General features: G+C 56.8%; 18 protein-coding genes and 1 tRNA gene. 8 read left to right on the top strand and 11 right to left on the bottom strand.

What is annotated here, in order from left to right; genetic code table 11:
- Positions 1 to 30 precede the first annotated feature (30 nt).
- From FJW00_RS05705 to aspA, 6 genes are all read right to left on the bottom strand, one after another.
- Positions 31 to 106, bottom strand: a tRNA-Phe gene (locus FJW00_RS05705).
- A gap of 107 nt (positions 107 to 213) precedes the next feature.
- Positions 214 to 789, bottom strand: a complete 576-nt coding sequence (gene dicD, locus FJW00_RS05700) for a division control transcriptional repressor DicD (protein ID WP_046101062.1) — start codon at positions 787 to 789, stop codon at positions 214 to 216.
- A 64-nt stretch (positions 790 to 853) separates the two neighbouring features.
- A complete protein-coding gene (locus tag FJW00_RS05695) occupies positions 854 to 2,566 on the bottom strand; it encodes a protein-disulfide reductase DsbD (RefSeq protein WP_140923246.1) in 1,713 nt (570 codons plus the stop codon).
- Positions 2,542 to 2,856, bottom strand: coding sequence for a divalent cation tolerance protein CutA (cutA, locus tag FJW00_RS05690; RefSeq protein ID WP_009092506.1), 315 nt, complete (start codon positions 2,854 to 2,856; stop codon positions 2,542 to 2,544). The genes FJW00_RS05695 and cutA overlap by 25 nt, the downstream gene beginning before the upstream one ends.
- Positions 2,857 to 2,924: 68 nt before the next feature.
- Positions 2,925 to 4,226, bottom strand: a complete 1,302-nt coding sequence (locus FJW00_RS05685; protein ID WP_140923245.1) for an anaerobic C4-dicarboxylate transporter — start codon at positions 4,224 to 4,226, stop codon at positions 2,925 to 2,927.
- Positions 4,227 to 4,337: 111 nt separating this feature from the next.
- Positions 4,338 to 5,774 carry an aspartate ammonia-lyase gene (aspA, locus tag FJW00_RS05680; protein ID WP_009092504.1) on the bottom strand — a complete coding sequence of 479 codons (1,437 nt, stop codon included), beginning with the start codon at positions 5,772 to 5,774 and terminating at the stop codon, positions 4,338 to 4,340.
- Between the two features lie 327 nt (positions 5,775 to 6,101).
- Between aspA and FJW00_RS05675 the strand changes: the two genes are divergently transcribed.
- The 4 genes from FJW00_RS05675 (at position 6,102) to FJW00_RS05660 (ending at position 9,451) form a co-directional block, all read left to right on the top strand.
- Complete coding sequence (locus tag FJW00_RS05675) at positions 6,102 to 6,563, top strand: FxsA family protein (protein ID WP_181405354.1); 462 nt, start codon at positions 6,102 to 6,104, stop codon at positions 6,561 to 6,563.
- A 228-nt stretch (positions 6,564 to 6,791) separates the two neighbouring features.
- Positions 6,792 to 7,085, top strand: coding sequence for a co-chaperone GroES (locus FJW00_RS05670; RefSeq protein WP_009092502.1), 294 nt, complete (start codon positions 6,792 to 6,794; stop codon positions 7,083 to 7,085).
- A 48-nt stretch (positions 7,086 to 7,133) separates the two neighbouring features.
- The gene (gene groL, locus FJW00_RS05665) at positions 7,134 to 8,783 is read left to right on the top strand and encodes a chaperonin GroEL (RefSeq protein ID WP_009092501.1); all 1,650 of its coding nucleotides are present in this window, start codon (positions 7,134 to 7,136) and stop codon (positions 8,781 to 8,783) included.
- 320 nt (positions 8,784 to 9,103) lie between these two features.
- Positions 9,104 to 9,451 carry a DUF4156 domain-containing protein gene (locus FJW00_RS05660; protein ID WP_009092500.1) on the top strand — a complete coding sequence of 116 codons (348 nt, stop codon included), beginning with the start codon at positions 9,104 to 9,106 and terminating at the stop codon, positions 9,449 to 9,451.
- Positions 9,452 to 9,504: 53 nt separating this feature from the next.
- Here FJW00_RS05660 and epmB read toward each other — a convergent pair whose 3' ends face one another.
- Positions 9,505 to 10,533 carry an EF-P beta-lysylation protein EpmB gene (epmB, locus tag FJW00_RS05655; protein ID WP_009092497.1) on the bottom strand — a complete coding sequence of 343 codons (1,029 nt, stop codon included), beginning with the start codon at positions 10,531 to 10,533 and terminating at the stop codon, positions 9,505 to 9,507.
- A 43-nt stretch (positions 10,534 to 10,576) separates the two neighbouring features.
- Here epmB and efp point away from each other — a divergent pair, with 43 nt between their 5' ends.
- The 3 genes from efp (at position 10,577) to FJW00_RS05640 (ending at position 11,561) form a co-directional block, all read left to right on the top strand.
- Complete coding sequence (gene efp / locus FJW00_RS05650) at positions 10,577 to 11,143, top strand: elongation factor P (protein WP_009092495.1); 567 nt, start codon at positions 10,577 to 10,579, stop codon at positions 11,141 to 11,143.
- Between the two features lie 50 nt (positions 11,144 to 11,193).
- On the top strand, positions 11,194 to 11,325 hold the full coding sequence (locus FJW00_RS05645; protein WP_009092493.1) for an entericidin A/B family lipoprotein: 132 nt from the start codon (positions 11,194 to 11,196) through the stop codon (positions 11,323 to 11,325).
- A gap of 101 nt (positions 11,326 to 11,426) precedes the next feature.
- On the top strand, positions 11,427 to 11,561 hold the full coding sequence (locus FJW00_RS05640) for an entericidin A/B family lipoprotein (RefSeq protein ID WP_003848302.1): 135 nt from the start codon (positions 11,427 to 11,429) through the stop codon (positions 11,559 to 11,561).
- A gap of 54 nt (positions 11,562 to 11,615) precedes the next feature.
- On the opposite strand, the gene FJW00_RS05635 is transcribed toward FJW00_RS05640, so the two are convergent.
- The gene (locus tag FJW00_RS05635; RefSeq protein ID WP_111208268.1) at positions 11,616 to 12,140 is read right to left on the bottom strand and encodes a lipocalin family protein; all 525 of its coding nucleotides are present in this window, start codon (positions 12,138 to 12,140) and stop codon (positions 11,616 to 11,618) included.
- 135 nt (positions 12,141 to 12,275) lie between these two features.
- Between FJW00_RS05635 and epmA the strand changes: the two genes are divergently transcribed.
- Entirely contained in the window at positions 12,276 to 13,253 is a 978-nt protein-coding gene (gene epmA / locus FJW00_RS05630) for an elongation factor P--(R)-beta-lysine ligase (protein WP_009092488.1), read from the top strand.
- Between the two features lie 158 nt (positions 13,254 to 13,411).
- Here the strand turns inward: epmA and degS are convergent, their stop codons facing one another.
- From degS to zapG, 3 genes are all read right to left on the bottom strand, one after another.
- Positions 13,412 to 14,473 (bottom strand): outer membrane-stress sensor serine endopeptidase DegS, encoded by a 1,062-nt coding sequence (gene degS / locus FJW00_RS05625; protein ID WP_140923243.1) that lies wholly within the window; start codon positions 14,471 to 14,473, stop codon positions 13,412 to 13,414.
- A gap of 89 nt (positions 14,474 to 14,562) precedes the next feature.
- On the bottom strand, positions 14,563 to 15,936 hold the full coding sequence (degQ, locus tag FJW00_RS05620) for a serine endoprotease DegQ (RefSeq protein WP_009092486.1): 1,374 nt from the start codon (positions 15,934 to 15,936) through the stop codon (positions 14,563 to 14,565).
- Positions 15,937 to 16,044: 108 nt separating this feature from the next.
- The gene (gene zapG / locus FJW00_RS05615; RefSeq protein ID WP_009092485.1) at positions 16,045 to 16,446 is read right to left on the bottom strand and encodes a Z-ring associated protein ZapG; all 402 of its coding nucleotides are present in this window, start codon (positions 16,444 to 16,446) and stop codon (positions 16,045 to 16,047) included.
- Positions 16,447 to 16,481: the final 35 nt, after the last annotated feature.

Here is a 16,481-nt window from a genome sequence, read left to right as displayed (position 1 = left end):
AAAACCCGCCAGAGGCGGGTTCTTTAAATATGGTGCCCGAACCCGGAATCGAACCAGGGACACGGGGATTTTCAATCCCCTGCTCTACCGACTGAGCTATTCGGGCAACGGGGCGCATTAAACCGTAAAGGCCGCAGGCCGTCAACGGCTTTCACTAAAAAACCCCGGAAAACGTGACTGATTGCCTGCTTTTCAGTCAAAAGGGGTAAAACCTCAGGCCAGCGCCCCGTTTTTGCGGCACAGCGCGATGTTGTAAACATCTTCCGCCAGGCGCTGAGCGGTGGCGACATCCTGCACGTTGCGCTTCACCAGCAGCTTGCTCAGGCAGCCCTCAAGAATCAGCTCCATCTGGTCGGCGACCATGCTGGGGTTATCCAGACCCTGTTCCACCAGAATCTCATGAGTAAACTGCCAGGAGCCGCGTTTCTGCTGCTCGGCCAGCTGGTGAATGGGCTGATCGGGCTGCGGGTAGAAGCTGCAGGCGGCGATAAACAGGCAGCCCGGAAAACGCCCTTTACTGACCTGTTCACTCAGGACTTCATAGCGTGCCATCAGTTTCTGATCTGCCGACAGCGACGCATCCAGCAGGATCTGGCGACGCCAGGTTTCAATCTGCTGCCCGTGATAGCGCAGCGCATCGTAGAGCAGGGCGTCGCGGTCGGGCCAGAACAGCCGGAGCTGCTCTGAAGGTAATCCGGAACCCGCCAGGTTTTCCAATGAGAGGGTGGCGGCGAGGCCGTTCTGTTCAAGCACATTCAATGCATGCTCGAGTATCTGTTCACGCTGCAAGTGACTCTCCTCTGGTATGCAGGCCCGGCTGTTTTACCGGGCAAAGACCTGACTCCAGTGTTGTTTACGGGGTAAGTTTCTGCAAATGCGCGCGGAAGTCAGCGGCATCCAGAAACCCGGTGATACGCGAACCGGGGATTTCCCGGCCCTGCGCATCAAAGAACAGAATTGTGGGTAAGCCCAGCACCTGAAGATGCTGTAACAGCGCGTTGTCACGGGCGTTGTTGTCGGTGACGTTGGCCTGCATTAACTGCACCTGACGGAGGCTATCGCGCACGGCGCGGTCACTGAAGGTATATTTTTCAAACTCTTTACAGGCGACGCACCAGTCAGCATAGAGATCGACCATCGTGATGCGACCGCGGGCCTGCTGCAGCGCGCTATTGAGCTGCTGCGGCGTCTGAAGGGTCTGGAACGGCAGGGGGGGGACCGCCTGCTGCGTGGCCGGATCGCCAAAGGCCCAGTCCTGCAATGGCCGCGCACTGATCAGCGCAGCGGCCAGCATGACAATCTGCACGACGCGCCACTTTCCGCTGCTGGCGCGCAGGCTGAGGCTGAACGCCCAGCCAAAGAACGCCACGCCAAGCAGACTCCAGAGCCGCCATCCCCAGGCCTCGCCCACGATGCGCTCCAGCAGGAACACCGGCAGCGCCAGGATGACAAACCCGAAGCCCTCCTTGACGGTCTGCATCCACGGGCCGCTCTTCGGCAGCAGCCGGTTGCCAAACAGGGTCACGGCGATCAGCGGTAATCCCATGCCGACCGCATAGAGCCACAGCGTTCCGGCACCGGCCCATAGATTTCCGCTCTGCGCGATGTAGAGCAGAATGGCACTGAGCGGGGCCGTGGTGCAGGGCGAACAGATCAAACCTGCCAGCGCGCCCATCAGGAAGACGCCGGGCAGCGATCCTCCCTGCTGGCGATTGCTCCACAGGGTCAGACGGGTTTGCAGGCTGGCGGGCAGCTGCAGCGTAAACAGTCCGAACATCGACAGTGCCAACACGATGAACAGCAGGGAAAGCGTGAACAGCACCCACGGGTGCTGCAACGCGGCCTGGAAGCGCAGACCGGCTGCGGCGACCACCACGCCCAGCAGCGTGTAGGTCAGCGCCATCCCCTGCACGTAGACCATCGCCAGGGCAAACAGGCGTCCCAGCGAATAATGGCGCTGGCCGCCCAGGATAATGCCGGCGATCAGCGGGTACATCGGCAGCACGCAGGGCGTAAAGGCGACGCCGATGCCGATCAGCAACGCCCACAGTGGCGAAAAGGGCAGCGGGCTGGCGGAGGCGGGCTGAACCTCAGGCTTAGGGCTGGCGGGCGCTGGCGGGCTGTCTGCGGCTACCGCATTCAGTGGCACGGATCGCGTCTCCGGCGGGTAGCAGAAGCCGGCAGCCGCACAGCCCTGATAAGTCACGCTGAGCGTGGCACCGGGGCCTGCCTGTTGCAGCGTCACCGGCAGCGTCAGATCCTGCGGATAGATCTCACTCTTGCCGAAAAATTCATCTTCATGCGGCTCTCCGGCAGGCAGCGTCAGGGGCGCGAGGGTCGCATTCTGTGGCGTGATGTGAATCTGCTGGCGATAGAGGTAATAGCCTGACTTCACTTTCCAGTGCAGGTTGAGCTGCGCGCCCTGCTGGTCGAAATCAAACGTAAAGGCCTGGTCGACGGGCACAAAGCGGCCGGTCGCCGGACTGGAAAAGAGGGAAGCGTGCGCCTGCAGACAGACAAACAGCGTCAGCAGAAGCGTTATTAAGCGAGAGATGCGTGCAGCCATGACAAGTATTCACTGTCTCCATGTTGAACCGGCAGTGCCAGCAGTTCGGGCACGTCGTAAGGGTGCGCGGCTTTAAGCAGATCGCACAGCGCCTGCTGGTGATCGCTGTCGCACTTCAGCAGCATCTGCACTTCACTGCTCTGCTCAATCCGGCCCTGCCAGAGATAGCAGGAGGTCGCGCCGGGCAGCAGGGTAACGCAGGCCGCCAGCCTGGCTTCCAGCGCCAGGGTCGCAAGCTGTTGCGCCGTGGCCTGATCGGGGGCAGTACAGAGGATAACGACGGCATTCATCCTGTGACTCCTGTGTGATGAAAAGAGCGCCGATGATAGCACGCTCCCTTCATAACACGATGGCGGCACTACAAGAGCAGTCCGCCAAAGATGAAGCCGGAAAGCACCGACAGCGCGATAGCGATAACGCCGGGAATGATAAAGGCGTGGTTGAATACAAACTTACCAATCCGGGTGGAGCCGGTATCGTCCATCTCAACGGCGGCCAGCAGTGTGGGGTAGGTGGGCAGCACAAACAGTGCCGATACCGCCGCAAAGGAAGCAATCGCGGTGAGCGGGGTGACGCCCAGCAGCAGGGCGGCCGGCATCAGTGCCTTGGTGGTCGCCGCCTGTGAGTAGAGCAGCATGGAGGCAAAGAAGAGCACCAGCGCCAGCATCCACGGATAGGTTTTCAGCGTGTCGCCCGCCAGTGTCTGAATCTCTGCCAGATGCGCTTTGACAAAGGTGTCGCCCAGCCAGGCGACACCCATCACACAGATACAGGCACTCATGCCTGACTTAAAGGTGCTGGCGCTGAGGATTTCGCTGGTGTCGAGTTTGCAGGTCAGGCTGATCAGCGTCGCGATGGTCAGCATAAACACCACAATCGCTTCGTTACGTGGCAGCGGCGGATCGGCGATCAGCCCGACGCTGGCGCTGGTGGCGGTGGCATAGAGCACCACGGCAATAATACCCGTCAGAAAAATCAGCACCGAGCGTTTCGCCCCCGGCTTCGGCTGGTAGACGCTGGCACCCCGCAGGGTAACTTCCCCTTTGGCGAGACGCGCCTGATAAACCTCATCATCTTTAAGCTCTTTGCCGAGGAAGTTAGTGACCAGCGCGGCCAGGAAGAGGCCCACCATCGTGGCGGGGATCGCAATCGCCAGCAGCGTGATGTAGCTGACGCCGCGCGGTTCCAGCAGCGTGGCAAAAAAGACCACGGCGGCGGAGATGGGAGAGGCGGTAATCGCGATCTGCGACGCCACCACCGCAATCGACAGCGGACGGGAAGGGCGCACGCCCTGCTCTTTGGCCACTTCTGCGATCACCGGCAGCGTCGAGAAAGCGGTGTGGCCGGTGCCTGCCAGCAGCGTCATCAGGTAGGTTACCAGCGGGGCCAGCAGCGTGACGTGGCGCGGATGTCGGCGCAGCAGGCGTTCCGCCAGGCTCACCAGATAGTCCATGCCGCCCGCCACCTGCATAGCCGCGATGGCGGCGATCACCGCCATGATGATCTCTATCACGTCGAACGGGATAGCGCCGGGTGCCATGCCAAAGCCCAGCGTCAGGATCAGTACCCCCATCCCGCCGGCGAATCCGATACCAATGCCGCCAAGACGTGCGCCCAGCCAGATCGCCATCAGGACGACAAGCAGCTCAACCACAAACATGAATCACTCCTGCAAAGTTAACCGGTGAACTCCGGGAATGCTGTGTACCAAAAAAAAAGGCACACCATGTTGATCGCGGTGTGCCTTTGGTTAACCCACGTGGGTTAAACCCTACTGCTCGTTTTCATCGGTGTAGCGTTTTGCTTTATAAACCGGATACATCAGGTTCTGCACCGAGAAGATATCGTCCAGCTCACTCTCCGTCAGCAGGCCGCGCTCCAGCACCACCTCACGCACACTTTTCCCGGTTTCGGCACAGATTTTGCCGACGATGTCGCCGTTGTGGTGGCCGATGTAGGGGTTGAGGTAGGTCACGATGCCAATTGAGTTGAAGACGTAGGCTTCGCACACCGCGCGGTTAGCGGTGATGCCGTTGACGCACTTCTCCAGCAGGTTGTAGCAGGCGTTGGTCAGGATGCTGATCGACTCAAACAGCGCCTGGCCGATCACCGGCTCCATGACGTTAAGCTGCAGCTGACCCGCTTCAGAAGCCATGGTCACGGTGGTGTCGTTGCCAATCACCTTGAAGCAGACCTGGTTAACCACTTCCGGTACCACCGGGTTCACTTTGGCCGGCATGATGGAGGAGCCCGCCTGCAGCTCAGGCAGGTTGATTTCATTCAGGCCGGCGCGCGGACCCGAGGAGAGCAGGCGCAGGTCGTTACAGATTTTAGAGAGCTTTACCGCCAGGCGTTTCAGCGACGAGTGAACCATCACATAGGCGCCGCAGTCGGAGGTCGCTTCAATCAGATCTTCCGCCGGAATAACCGGCAGGTTGCTGACTTCCGCCAGACGCTGCACGGCCAGATGCTGATAGCCATCCGGCGTGTTAAGACGGGTACCGATGGCGGTCGCGCCAAGGTTAACCTCCAGCAGCAGTTCGGCGGTACGCAGAATGCTTTTGGTCTCTTCGTTCAGCAGCACGCTGAAGGCGTGAAACTCCTGCCCCAGAGTCATCGGCACCGCATCCTGCAGCTGGGTTCGGCCCATTTTCAGGATGGTCTGGAATTCATCGGCTTTGCGCTGGAAGCCTTCAGACAACTGGCTGATGCCATCAAGCAGTTTCAGCAGCGAACTGTAAACCGCGATGCGGAAACCGGTCGGGTAGGCGTCGTTGGTCGACTGGCACTTGTTTACATGGTCGTTGGGGTTGAGATACTGGTATTCCCCTTTCTGGTGGCCCATCAGCTCAAGACCGATGTTTGCCAGCACCTCATTGGTGTTCATGTTGACCGAGGTCCCGGCGCCGCCCTGATAGACATCCACGGGGAACTGATCCATACAGCGGCCCTTGTTCAGCACTTCGTCGCAGGCCTGAATGATGGTATCGGCAATGTTACGCGGGATGGTCTGCAGCTCTTTGTTAGCCATCGCTGCTGCTTTTTTTACCATCACCATACCGCGGACAAATTCAGGTATGTCGCTGATTTTGCTGTTGCTGATATAAAAATTTTCAATCGCACGCAGAGTATGAACGCCATAATAGGCATCCGCCGGAACTTCGCGCATACCTAACAGGTCTTCTTCGATACGAATGTTGTTCGCCATGATAACCTTCTTGTTGTTGCCGCTAACCATCACAAAGGATGTGTTTATTTTGTCGTGGTGTGCCCGTGCCGACATATTATCCGTCTTCATAGAGGCGTGTGCGATCATATTCTGATGCCCGGGAAAAGCACGCATGCAGATCGCTAATGCTGCTGCCGGGTTAACGATATGTGAAGTTGGTTACAAAATTAACCCCGCAGGATAAATTTGACAGGATCGGTTGAAAAGGGCGGCGCGGGTGCCCATCTCTTTTCTTATCCTCCTCAGGATGAACGCTTTCTGCTGACCGGCACGCTGCCGTTCAGCCTCTACTTACAGGAGAGTACGGTGCGCTGGATACCGTTATTAGTCTTTTTTGTTCTGGCCTGGATTGAGATTTCACTGTTCATCCAGGTCGCGCACGTCATGGGCGTGCTGCTGACCATGCTGCTGGTGGTGTTCACCTCCTGCATCGGGGTTTCGCTGGTAAAAAATCAGGGCATGAAAAACTTCATGCTGATGCAGGAGAAGCTGGCGCGTAACGAAAGCCCGGCCACGGAGATGATCAAAAGCGTCTCGCTGATCATCGCCGGTTTCCTGCTGCTGCTGCCGGGCTTCTTTACCGATCTGCTGGGCCTGCTGCTGCTGCTGCCCCCGGTTCAGAAGCATCTCACGCTGAAGCTGATGCCCCATCTGCGCGTCTGGCGCGGGCCGGGAGCCGGACCGGACAGCGGCTACACGATGGACGGCGAGTTTGAGCGTAAAAACAGCGATCGCCTTGAGCATCACGACGATCACAAGGATCGTTAACCGCCATTGTCACCACTGAAAGCGCAACCTCCGGGTTGCGTTTTTTATTTGTGCCGTCGTCTGTTTAAAAAAGCATCACTTATGGCTTCCATAGAAAAAATTTGTTGTTCGCCCCCTTGAAAGCGGGTGGGGATGGCCCTATCTCACAGGTCACGAGGCCGGAAGCCATGCAGCCCGGTGTTCAACCCCAAAACTGAATGATTGGACTTCTCAAAGGAGAGCTATCACATGAAAATTCGTCCATTGCACGATCGCGTCATCGTCAAGCGTAAAGAAGTTGAAGCTAAATCAGCTGGCGGCATCGTGCTGACCGGTTCTGCAGCCGGTAAATCCACCCGTGGTGAAGTTCTGGCTGTCGGCAATGGCCGCATCCTTGAGAGTGGCGACGTTAAGCCGCTGGACGTGAAGGTTGGCGACGTGGTGATCTTCAACGAAGGTTACGGCGCTAAAACCGAAAAGATCGACAACGAAGAAGTGCTGATCATCTCTGAAAGCGACATTCTGGCGATTGTCGAAGCGTAATTTTTTCGCGTAACTCACTGAACGAAACGAATTTAAGGGACAATTGAAATGGCAGCTAAAGACGTAAAATTCGGTAATGACGCTCGCGTAAAAATGCTGCGTGGCGTGAACGTACTGGCAGATGCAGTAAAAGTTACCCTGGGCCCGAAAGGCCGTAACGTGGTTCTGGATAAATCTTTTGGTGCACCGACCATCACTAAAGATGGCGTGTCCGTTGCGCGTGAAATCGAACTGGAAGACAAGTTCGAAAACATGGGCGCGCAGATGGTGAAAGAAGTGGCCTCTAAAGCGAACGACGCTGCAGGCGACGGCACCACCACCGCGACCGTACTGGCGCAGGCTATCATCACCGAAGGTCTGAAAGCCGTTGCCGCGGGTATGAACCCGATGGACCTGAAGCGCGGTATCGACCAGGCCGTTGTGTCTGCCGTTGAGAAACTGAAAGCGCTGTCTGTACCTTGCTCAGACTCTAAAGCGATTGCGCAGGTAGGTACTATCTCTGCTAACTCCGATGAAACCGTGGGCCAGCTGATTGCTCAGGCGATGGAGAAAGTGGGTAAAGAAGGCGTGATCACCGTTGAAGAAGGCACCGGCCTGCAGGACGAGCTGGATGTGGTTGAAGGTATGCAGTTTGATCGCGGCTACCTGTCACCGTACTTCATCAACAAGCCAGAAACCGGTGCGGTTGAACTGGAATCGCCGTTCATCCTGCTGGCTGACAAGAAAATCTCTAACATCCGTGAAATGCTGCCCGTGCTGGAAGCCGTTGCGAAAGCCGGTAAACCTCTGCTGATCATCGCGGAAGATGTTGAAGGCGAAGCTCTGGCAACGCTGGTGGTCAACACCATGCGCGGCATCGTGAAAGTGGCTGCGGTTAAAGCACCAGGCTTCGGCGACCGTCGTAAAGCCATGCTGCAGGATATCGCTATCCTGACCGGCGGTACCGTCATCTCTGAAGAGATCGGTATGGAGCTGGAAAAAGCTGCGCTGGAAGATCTGGGTCAGGCAAAACGTGTTGTGATCAACAAAGACACCACCACCATCATCGATGGTGTGGGTGAAGAGACCACCATTCAGGGCCGTGTGACCCAGATTCGTCAGCAGATCGAAGAAGCGACCTCTGACTACGACAAAGAAAAACTGCAGGAGCGCGTCGCGAAACTGGCAGGCGGTGTAGCCGTTCTGAAAGTGGGCGCAGCCACTGAAGTTGAAATGAAAGAGAAGAAAGCGCGCGTTGAAGATGCACTGCACGCAACCCGTGCTGCTGTCGAAGAAGGCGTGGTTGCAGGTGGTGGTGTGGCGCTGGTTCGCGTTGCAGCACAGCTGTCAGAGCTGCGTGGTCAGAACGAAGACCAGAACGTCGGTATCAAAGTTGCGCTGCGCGCGATGGAAGCACCACTGCGTCAGATCGTCTCTAACGCCGGTGAAGAGCCTTCTGTTGTGGCGAACAACGTGAAAGCGGGCGACGGTAACTACGGTTACAACGCGCAGACTGAAGAGTACGGCAACATGATCGACTTCGGTATCCTGGACCCAACCAAAGTGACCCGTTCTGCACTGCAGTACGCGGCCTCTGTTGCGGGTCTGATGATCACTACCGAGTGCATGGTTACTGACCTGCCAAAAGGCGACGCACCTGATTTAGGCGCTGGCGCTGGCGGTATGGGTGGCATGGGCGGTATGGGCGGCATGATGTAATTGCCGTTGACTCCCTGAGTCACAAAAGAACCCCCGACCGGAAACGGCCGGGGGTTTTTCTTTTGGGCAGGAAAATAGTATAAGTAGTGGCGCAATCGTACGTCTTTCCTCCTGATATTTCCCGTTGTCTGCGCGCTGTCTGCAGTTGTCCGGCTGAATTCACTGATGTTCAGTTCATTCTTCAGGCAGGCAGAGTCGCCGAGACGTAACATGAAATATTGAGGGGATATAACGGGATTAAGGCAATGAATGTGCAGAAAAAAGTGCTTTTTTTCTGCTACGCTGCCACCCGACTCTGATGATAATAAATGGGGATTACAATGCGGATTAACCTCTTGCCCGGACTGACGGCTGGCGTGTTATTGCTGGCGGGCTGCAGCAGCTCTACGCAACTCTCTTCAGCAGGCGAGCGCGTGACGTTTACCGATCAGCAGCCTGCCAGTTCCTGCCAGCTTCTGGGCAACCTTACCGGCTCACAGAGCAACTGGCTGAGCGGTGCAGGCGGCGAAACCAGCGCACTGCGCGGTGCAGCCAATGACCTGCGCAATCGCGCCGCGGAGATGGGCGGCAACGTGATTTATGGTGCCACCAGCCCGACGCAGAATCTGCTGTCTGCGTTCGCGCCTCTGGACAGCAAAATGACCGGTCAGGTCTACAAGTGCCCATAATGTGGCATAGGTAGTACAGCGAATCTCAGCGGCCAGCCTTGTGCTGGCCGTTTTTATTCCTGTCGCAGCTGTAAATCCAGCGGCGTTTTACTCGGCTCTCCGCCAATTTCCCGCGCCAGTTTCGGCACCAGATAGCCGGAAACCTGTGACAGTAATGCCCGCACCAGCTGGCGCGCCTCATCGTCAGACACAAAGAAATGTGCGGCACCCTGCACCTTATCCAGCACATGCAGATAGTAGGGCAGAATGCCCGCATCAAACAGGGCATTGCTCAGGGTGGCCAGCGTCTGCGCATTATCGTTCACGCCCCGCAGCAACACGCTCTGATTCAGCAGGGTGACACCGGCCCGCTTCAGGCTGCTCATCGCCTCACGCAGCGCATCATCAATCTCCTGCGCATGGTTGATGTGCGTCACCATCACCACCTGCAGCCGGGTCGCGCGAAGCATCTCACAGAGCTGATCGGTAATGCGTGCCGGAATCACCACCGGTAAACGACTGTGGATGCGCAACCGCTTCAGGTGCGGGATCTTTTCCAGCGCGGCAATCAGCCACGCGAGTTCATGATCTTTCGCCATTAATGGATCGCCGCCGGAGAAGATAATCTCATCCAGTTCCGGATGATCGGCGATATAGTCCAGCGCCGCCTGCCAGCTTCGCTTATTACCGGGATTATCCTGATAGGGGAAGTGACGGCGGAAGCAGTAGCGGCAGTTGACCGCACAGCCGCCTTTGACCAGCAATAACGCCCGGTTGCGGTATTTATGCAGCAGTCCGGGCACCGCGTTACTTTGTTCATCGAGCGGATCGGTGCTATAACCAGGCGTATCGATGAATTCCTGACGCTGCGTCAGAACCTGAAGCAGCAACGGGTCGTGCGCATCGCCTTTTTTCATCCGGCTGATGAAGGCATGCGGAACGCGCAGGGCGAAAAGCCGCCGCGCATCCGCGCCAGCGGCCAGCTCAGGATGCTGTTCCAGGGCTAAAATACGCAGTAATTCATCAGGTTCAGTGACAACATCAGCAAGTTGCTGCAACCAATCTTCTCTGGAAGGTATTTTTAGGGTTACAATGTGTGCCATTTTTTTGGCTTAGTACCAGTATCAATTTTCGTAGAGGGCCTTCATGGCGACTTATTCTAGCAACGATTTCCGTCCCGGTCTTAAAATCATGTTCGAAGGCGAGCCGTATGCCATCGAATCCAGTGAGTTCGTTAAACCGGGTAAAGGTCAGGCATTCGCACGCGTTAAAATGCGTCGCCTGCTGACGGGTTCTCGCGTTGAGAAAACTTTTAAATCCACCGACTCCGCCGAAGGCGCAGACGTAATGGATACCAACCTGAGCTACCTGTACAACGACGGTGAGTTCTACCACTTCATGCACCAGGAAAGCTTTGAGCAGTTCCCGGTTGAAGAGAAGACTGTGGGCGAAGCAGCGAAATGGCTGCAGGACAACGCAGAATGTATCGTTACGCTGTGGAACGGTCGTCCTATCGCCGTTCAGCCACCGAACTTTATCGAAGCTGAAATCGTGGAAACCGATCCAGGCCTGAAAGGTGACACTGCCGGTACCGGCGGTAAACCTGCCAAGCTCTCTACCGGCGCGGTTGTAAAAGTGCCACTGTTCGTTCAGGAAGGCGAAGTGGTGAAAGTTGACACCCGCTCTGGCGAATACGTGTCACGCGTGAAGTAAGATTCGCAGGCGCATCTCCGGATGCGCCTTTTTCTTGTCTGAGAGAAAAAATGAAAAAGCTGGCAAAATTAATCGCATTCGCGTTGCTGGTCTCCTCTGCATTAAGTGCCTGCAACACATTCCACGGTTTTGGCGAAGATGTCTCCCACTTAGGTGGTGCCATTTCGCGTGCGGCAAAATGACCTTAACGGCTTCTCCTTTTTAAAGTTCCGCGGCAGCAACCGCCGGAAATCCGGCTATGCTTAAAGCGCTGTACTTTACATCCATCAAAAAGGACATTGTCATGTTAAAGAAAAGTATTGCCGCGATCTTCTCTGTACTGGTGCTCTCTTCACTGCTGACGGCTTGCAACACCACGCGTGGCGTGGGTGAAGACGTCGAAGCGGGTGGCCAGGCGATTCAGAACAGCACGAAGTAACCTGTTATTACAGCCGGTACGAAAACGGTTTTGTACCGGCTTATTCCCTCTGCACTATTTCTGTTTCACCCAGATTAACTCATCAACCGGGAAGCCATCCCGACGCGCCTGATCAACCAGCTTCTCTTTGACGCCCGGCTCCAGCTGCGGTGTGCGCGACAGTATCCACAGGTAGTGGCGGTTCGGGCCACACACCAGAGCATAGCGGTAGTCGGGATCCAGGGCGATAACGTTATAGCCGCCGTAGAAGGGGCCAAAGAACGAGACTTTCAGGGCGGCGCGCTGAGGTTCACCGGTGAAGTAGGCCTTACCGACGCTCTCCTGCCAGCGCTGTTTTTTCACGTTATAGCCACGATTGATCACTTTCAGGCCGCCATCTTCACGCGGGCTGTAGTTAGCTGTGACTTGCTCCAGACCGCGTTCAAACGGATGATTGAGGCGGGCAATCTCATACCACTGGCCGAGATAGCGCTGGCTGTCAAAGTTCTCAACAACCGTGACGTTTTTGGGTGGCGTGGTGCTACAGGCAACGGAGAGAAAAGCGCTGAGGCTGGCGACAAGGGTTTTCCATAGAGACATAGCGGGATTCCTTTGTGATTTAACTGCTTAAGTATAGAAGCCGAAGCGCTGTTTTTGGCATCGCCGGCATGAGATTGTTTGCCGCAGGCATTGCAGGTAGACTTCCACCCCTTATTTGTATCAGGAGTCATCACCATGAGCGAAACGGCAAGCTGGCAACCAAGCGCATCCATCGCCAATTTGTTAAAACGCGCCGCGATTTTAGCGGAAGTGCGTCGTTTCTTTGCCGATCGTGGCGTACTGGAAGTGGATACGCCGGCGATGAGCCAGGCCACTATTACCGATATCCATCTGGTGCCTTTCCAGACGCGTTTTGTCGGGCCTGGTGCGTCGCAGGGGCGCGATCTCTGGCTGATGACCAGCCCGGAATATCATATGAAACGCCTGCTGGCAGCGGGCAGTGGTCCGATCTATCAGATGGGGCGCAGTTTCCGCAATGAAGAGGCGGGACGTCATCATAATCCGGAATTCACCATGCTGGAGTGGTACCGGCCGCACTACGACATGTACCGCCTGATGAATGAGGTGGACGATCTGCTGCAGCAGGTGCTGGAGTGTGACAGCGCAGAGTCGCTCTCCTATCAGCAGGCCTTTATCCGCCACCTGGATCTGGATCCGCTGTCGGCAGATAAAGCGCAGCTGCGTGAAGCGGCAGAGAAGCTGGGCGAAGGCGAGCTGGCGCGTGCAGAAGAGGATCGCGATACGCTGCTGATGCTGCTGTTTATGCTGGGCGTGGAGCCGAAGATTGGCCAGGACAAACCCTGCTTCGTTTATCATTTCCCGGCCAGTCAGGCGGCACTGGCGGAGATCAGCACCGAAGATCACCGCGTAGCCGAACGTTTTGAGGTCTATTACAAAGGCATTGAGCTGGCGAACGGTTTCCGCGAGCTGACCGACAGCCGCGAGCAGCGTCAGCGGTTTGAGCAGGATAACCGTCGCCGTGCGGCGCGCGGTCTGCCGGTCCATCCAATTGACACTTATCTGCTGGATGCGCTGGCGCACGGTATGCCCGCCTGTTCCGGGGTCGCGCTGGGTATCGATCGGCTGATTATGCTGGCGTTAAAAGCAGAGTCACTGAGTGAGGTGATCGCCTTTCCGGTTGATCGCTGCTAAGAGCCCGGGCGAAAAGGGCAGGGATGGCCCATCTGATCGCAAAGGAAACCTACATCCCTGTAGGTCTGCCTCGCCATCCTGGCTCGGACGCTTTGCTCTTCAGATGGGCCATCCCCGCCCCTCCGGCTATGTCATTGCTGTTGGTACAGGACCGCTGATTAGTTGCTGTTATCAGGGAATTCCTGAATGGTGACCGGCAGCGTCAGTTTCTGATCGTTGCGCAGCACCTGCACATCAATCACGGAACCGGGACGAATCTCTGCCACCTGATCCATGGTCTCCTGCGCCGAGATGGCTGGCTTACCGTTTACGCTGAGCAGTACATCGTTGGCCTGAATCCCGGCCTTGTCTGCCGGTCCATCCGGCGTCACCACGCTGACGATAATGCCCTGAACCCGATCCAGATTGCTGCCCTGTCCATGCAGCGGCGGCAGCTCACGACCGGTAATACCGATATAGCCGCGGATCACCCGACCATCACGAATCAGCTTATCCATGATCTTCGAGGCTAAAACGGTGGGGATGGCGAAACCAATGCCTTCCGGCGTTTCGCCATCGTTACTTTTATCAAAGGTCAGGGTGTTGATGCCCATCAGCTCGCCAAGCGAGTTAATCAGCGCGCCACCGGAGTTACCCTGATTGATCGACGCATCGGTCTGCAGGAAGTTCTGGCGGCCTGATGAACTCAGTCCAACCCGGCCCGTGGCGCTGATAATGCCCTGCGTCACCGTCTGCCCCAGGTTATAGGGGTTGCCTATCGCCATCACGACATCACCGATATGCGCCTGGCGATTGGGATTGATCGGGATGACAGGCAGGCCGGAGGCGGTGATCTTCAGCACGGCCAGATCGGTCATGCCGTCGGAACCGACCAGCGTGGCCTCAAAGAAGCGGCCATCCTGCAATGCCACGATAATCTGATCGGCATTATTGATGACGTGCTTGTTGGTCAGGATGTAGCCTTTGGCATTCATAATCACCCCCGAGCCCAGGGTGGTAATGCCACGGTTGTTGTTGCCGTGGGCGCTCCGGTTATAAACGTTTACAACGGCAGGCACGGCGCGGCGCACGCCCTGATTGAAGCTGAAGGGCGTTTCGTCGTTGATATCGTCATGGTTATAGAGGGCGTCGCTGCCCATACGCAGTGCAGGCAGTGCTGCGAGTAGAATACCCGCCACAATCAGGCCCAGCACTACGGCACGCAAAAGTTTAAGAAACATGGTGTTAAATCACGCCAGGGGAGATCGCTGGGCAGAATAACATGAGAGCGGCGGACACACACGCGCTTGTGTCCGCCATAATGCGAGGTTTATCTCAACAACAGATAGATACTTTCATCGCCGCGCACCACGTTCAGTGCCAGAACCGGCGGTTTGCCTTCCAGTATCTTGCGCATCTCAGCCAGGGTCTGAACCCGGTTGCGGTTTACGCCGATGATCACATCATCTTTCTGCAGGCCAACCTGTTCAGCCGGTGTCCCTTTTTCGATGGTGTCGACCTTCACGCCTTTGTCGCCGGTTTTGGTCTGTCCATCACTCAGGGTGGCACCCTGCAGGGCCGGAGACATCAGCTGGGCGCTGGCGGTGGTCTGAGCACTCTGCTCCAGCGTAACGGTGACCGTCACCGGTTTGCCTTCGCGCAGCAGGCCAAGCTTAACCTGTTCGCCTGGTGGGGTCGTGCCCACTTTTACCCGCAACTCAGCGAAGCTGGTAATCGGCTTGTCGTTGATAGAGGTAATGATGTCGCCAGACTTGATGCCCGCCTTCTGTGCGGCAGACTGCGGTAACACTTCCGAAACGAAGGCGCCACGCTGCACGTCGACATTGAATGCCTTCGCCATGTCGGCTGTCATTTCGGTGCCTTTAATACCCAGCTGACCGCGCTTCACTTCGCCAAATTTAATCAGCTGCTGCGCGAGGTTCATCGCCATATCGCTCGGGATAGCAAAGCCGATGCCGATATTGCCGCCGCTGGAGGCCAGAATGGCGGTGTTGATCCCAATCAGCTCGCCGTTCAGGTTGACCAGCGCACCGCCGGAGTTACCGCGGTTAATCGCGGCATCGGTCTGAATAAAGTTTTCCAGCCCCTCCAGGTTAAGGCCGCTGCGGCCCAGCGCAGAGATGATACCGGAGGTCGCCGTCTGGCCCAGACCAAACGGGTTCCCGATTGCGACCGCAAAATCACCCACTTTCAGCTGGTCGGAGTCCGCCACTTTAATCTGCGTGAGGTTTTTCGCGCCCTGGATCTGAATCAGGGCGATATCGGTCTGTTCATCATGACCGATCAGTTTGGCTTCATACTCACTGCCGTCGCCAAGCTGCACGTTAATTTTGTCGGCACCGTTCACCACATGATTGTTGGTCAGCACGTAGCCTTTCGCGGCATCAATGATCACGCCCGAGCCCAGCCCTTCAAACGGCTGTGGCTGATTATTCCCGCCAGGCATCTGACCGAAAAAACGTTTCAGAGGCTCAGGGATATCCTGAGCCTGTTCGCCGGAGTCGGTGCCTTCCACGTGAACGCTGACCACGGCAGGCAACACTTTTTCCAGCATCGGTGCCAGGCTCGGCAGCGGCTGGCCCGCAATTTGTGCTGGCAGCGTTGCCATCGCGTCTGGCGCGGCGGCAAGGCTCATCCCGATACTCAAGGCTAATGCGCTAAACAGGCGTGCTTGTTTTTTCATTGCTACAACGCTCTCGCTGCAAAGTGGGAGGATTTAATGAGTGTGACAGTCGTTTGTGGTCAGGGTTCGCAAAAACAGCGGGCGCAGACAGGCTGCGCCCCAAAAAGATTAGTCGCGGGCAGGGCGCTCGCCACGCAGTAAACCAGATGCGCCTTCAGAGTAGTCGCGCGGCATCTGCACCGGCACCTGATCGTTGTCAGCTTCCGCTTCAGTCAGCTGATAGGCAAAAGGATTCTGCTGACCCGGCAGATTCGGCAGCAGATCGTTAGAGCCTTTCGCCATGTGCTGATAAAGCTGACGATAGTCACGCGCCATGTTGTCCAGCAGCTCGGCGCTCTGTGCGAAGTGGTTAGTCAGCTCTTCGCGGTAATCGGCCAGCTCGGCCTTCGATTTTTCCAGTTCATACTGCATGCTGCGCTGCTCACGCAGCTTTTTGTTGCCGAAACGCATGGCGACTGCGCCGACAATAATACCTACCACTAAACCAATTAGCCCGTATTCCCAGGTCATAATGACTCCCGTGTTTTTTCCATTGTTCCGTAGGG

The sequence above is a fragment of the Pantoea anthophila genome (genome assembly GCF_006494375.1).
GTDB classification, from domain to species: domain Bacteria; phylum Pseudomonadota; class Gammaproteobacteria; order Enterobacterales; family Enterobacteriaceae; genus Pantoea; species Pantoea anthophila.
Note: the sequence above shows the minus strand (reverse complement) of the source record. Positions and strands in the feature narration are given on the sequence as shown.

What these genes read in the sequence shown, in the direction of transcription:
- FJW00_RS05660 (WP_009092500.1), top strand. Translation starts at nt 9,104, where the DNA reads ATGCGGATTAACCTCTTGCCCGGACTGACGGCTGGCGTGTTATTGCTG.
- epmB (WP_009092497.1), bottom strand. Translation starts at nt 10,533, where the DNA reads ATGGCACACATTGTAACCCTAAAAATACCTTCCAGAGAAGATTGGTTG.
- degS (WP_140923243.1), bottom strand. Translation starts at nt 14,473, where the DNA reads ATGTTTCTTAAACTTTTGCGTGCCGTAGTGCTGGGCCTGATTGTGGCG.
- cutA (WP_009092506.1), bottom strand. Translation starts at nt 2,856, where the DNA reads ATGAATGCCGTCGTTATCCTCTGTACTGCCCCCGATCAGGCCACGGCG.
- efp (WP_009092495.1), top strand. Translation starts at nt 10,577, where the DNA reads ATGGCGACTTATTCTAGCAACGATTTCCGTCCCGGTCTTAAAATCATG.
- zapG (WP_009092485.1), bottom strand. Translation starts at nt 16,446, where the DNA reads ATGACCTGGGAATACGGGCTAATTGGTTTAGTGGTAGGTATTATTGTC.
- degQ (WP_009092486.1), bottom strand. Translation starts at nt 15,936, where the DNA reads ATGAAAAAACAAGCACGCCTGTTTAGCGCATTAGCCTTGAGTATCGGG.
- FJW00_RS05640 (WP_003848302.1), top strand. Translation starts at nt 11,427, where the DNA reads ATGTTAAAGAAAAGTATTGCCGCGATCTTCTCTGTACTGGTGCTCTCT.
- FJW00_RS05645 (WP_009092493.1), top strand. Translation starts at nt 11,194, where the DNA reads ATGAAAAAGCTGGCAAAATTAATCGCATTCGCGTTGCTGGTCTCCTCT.
- FJW00_RS05695 (WP_140923246.1), bottom strand. Translation starts at nt 2,566, where the DNA reads ATGGCTGCACGCATCTCTCGCTTAATAACGCTTCTGCTGACGCTGTTT.
- FJW00_RS05635 (WP_111208268.1), bottom strand. Translation starts at nt 12,140, where the DNA reads ATGTCTCTATGGAAAACCCTTGTCGCCAGCCTCAGCGCTTTTCTCTCC.
- FJW00_RS05685 (WP_140923245.1), bottom strand. Translation starts at nt 4,226, where the DNA reads ATGTTTGTGGTTGAGCTGCTTGTCGTCCTGATGGCGATCTGGCTGGGC.
- FJW00_RS05670 (WP_009092502.1), top strand. Translation starts at nt 6,792, where the DNA reads ATGAAAATTCGTCCATTGCACGATCGCGTCATCGTCAAGCGTAAAGAA.
- aspA (WP_009092504.1), bottom strand. Translation starts at nt 5,774, where the DNA reads ATGGCGAACAACATTCGTATCGAAGAAGACCTGTTAGGTATGCGCGAA.
- groL (WP_009092501.1), top strand. Translation starts at nt 7,134, where the DNA reads ATGGCAGCTAAAGACGTAAAATTCGGTAATGACGCTCGCGTAAAAATG.
- epmA (WP_009092488.1), top strand. Translation starts at nt 12,276, where the DNA reads ATGAGCGAAACGGCAAGCTGGCAACCAAGCGCATCCATCGCCAATTTG.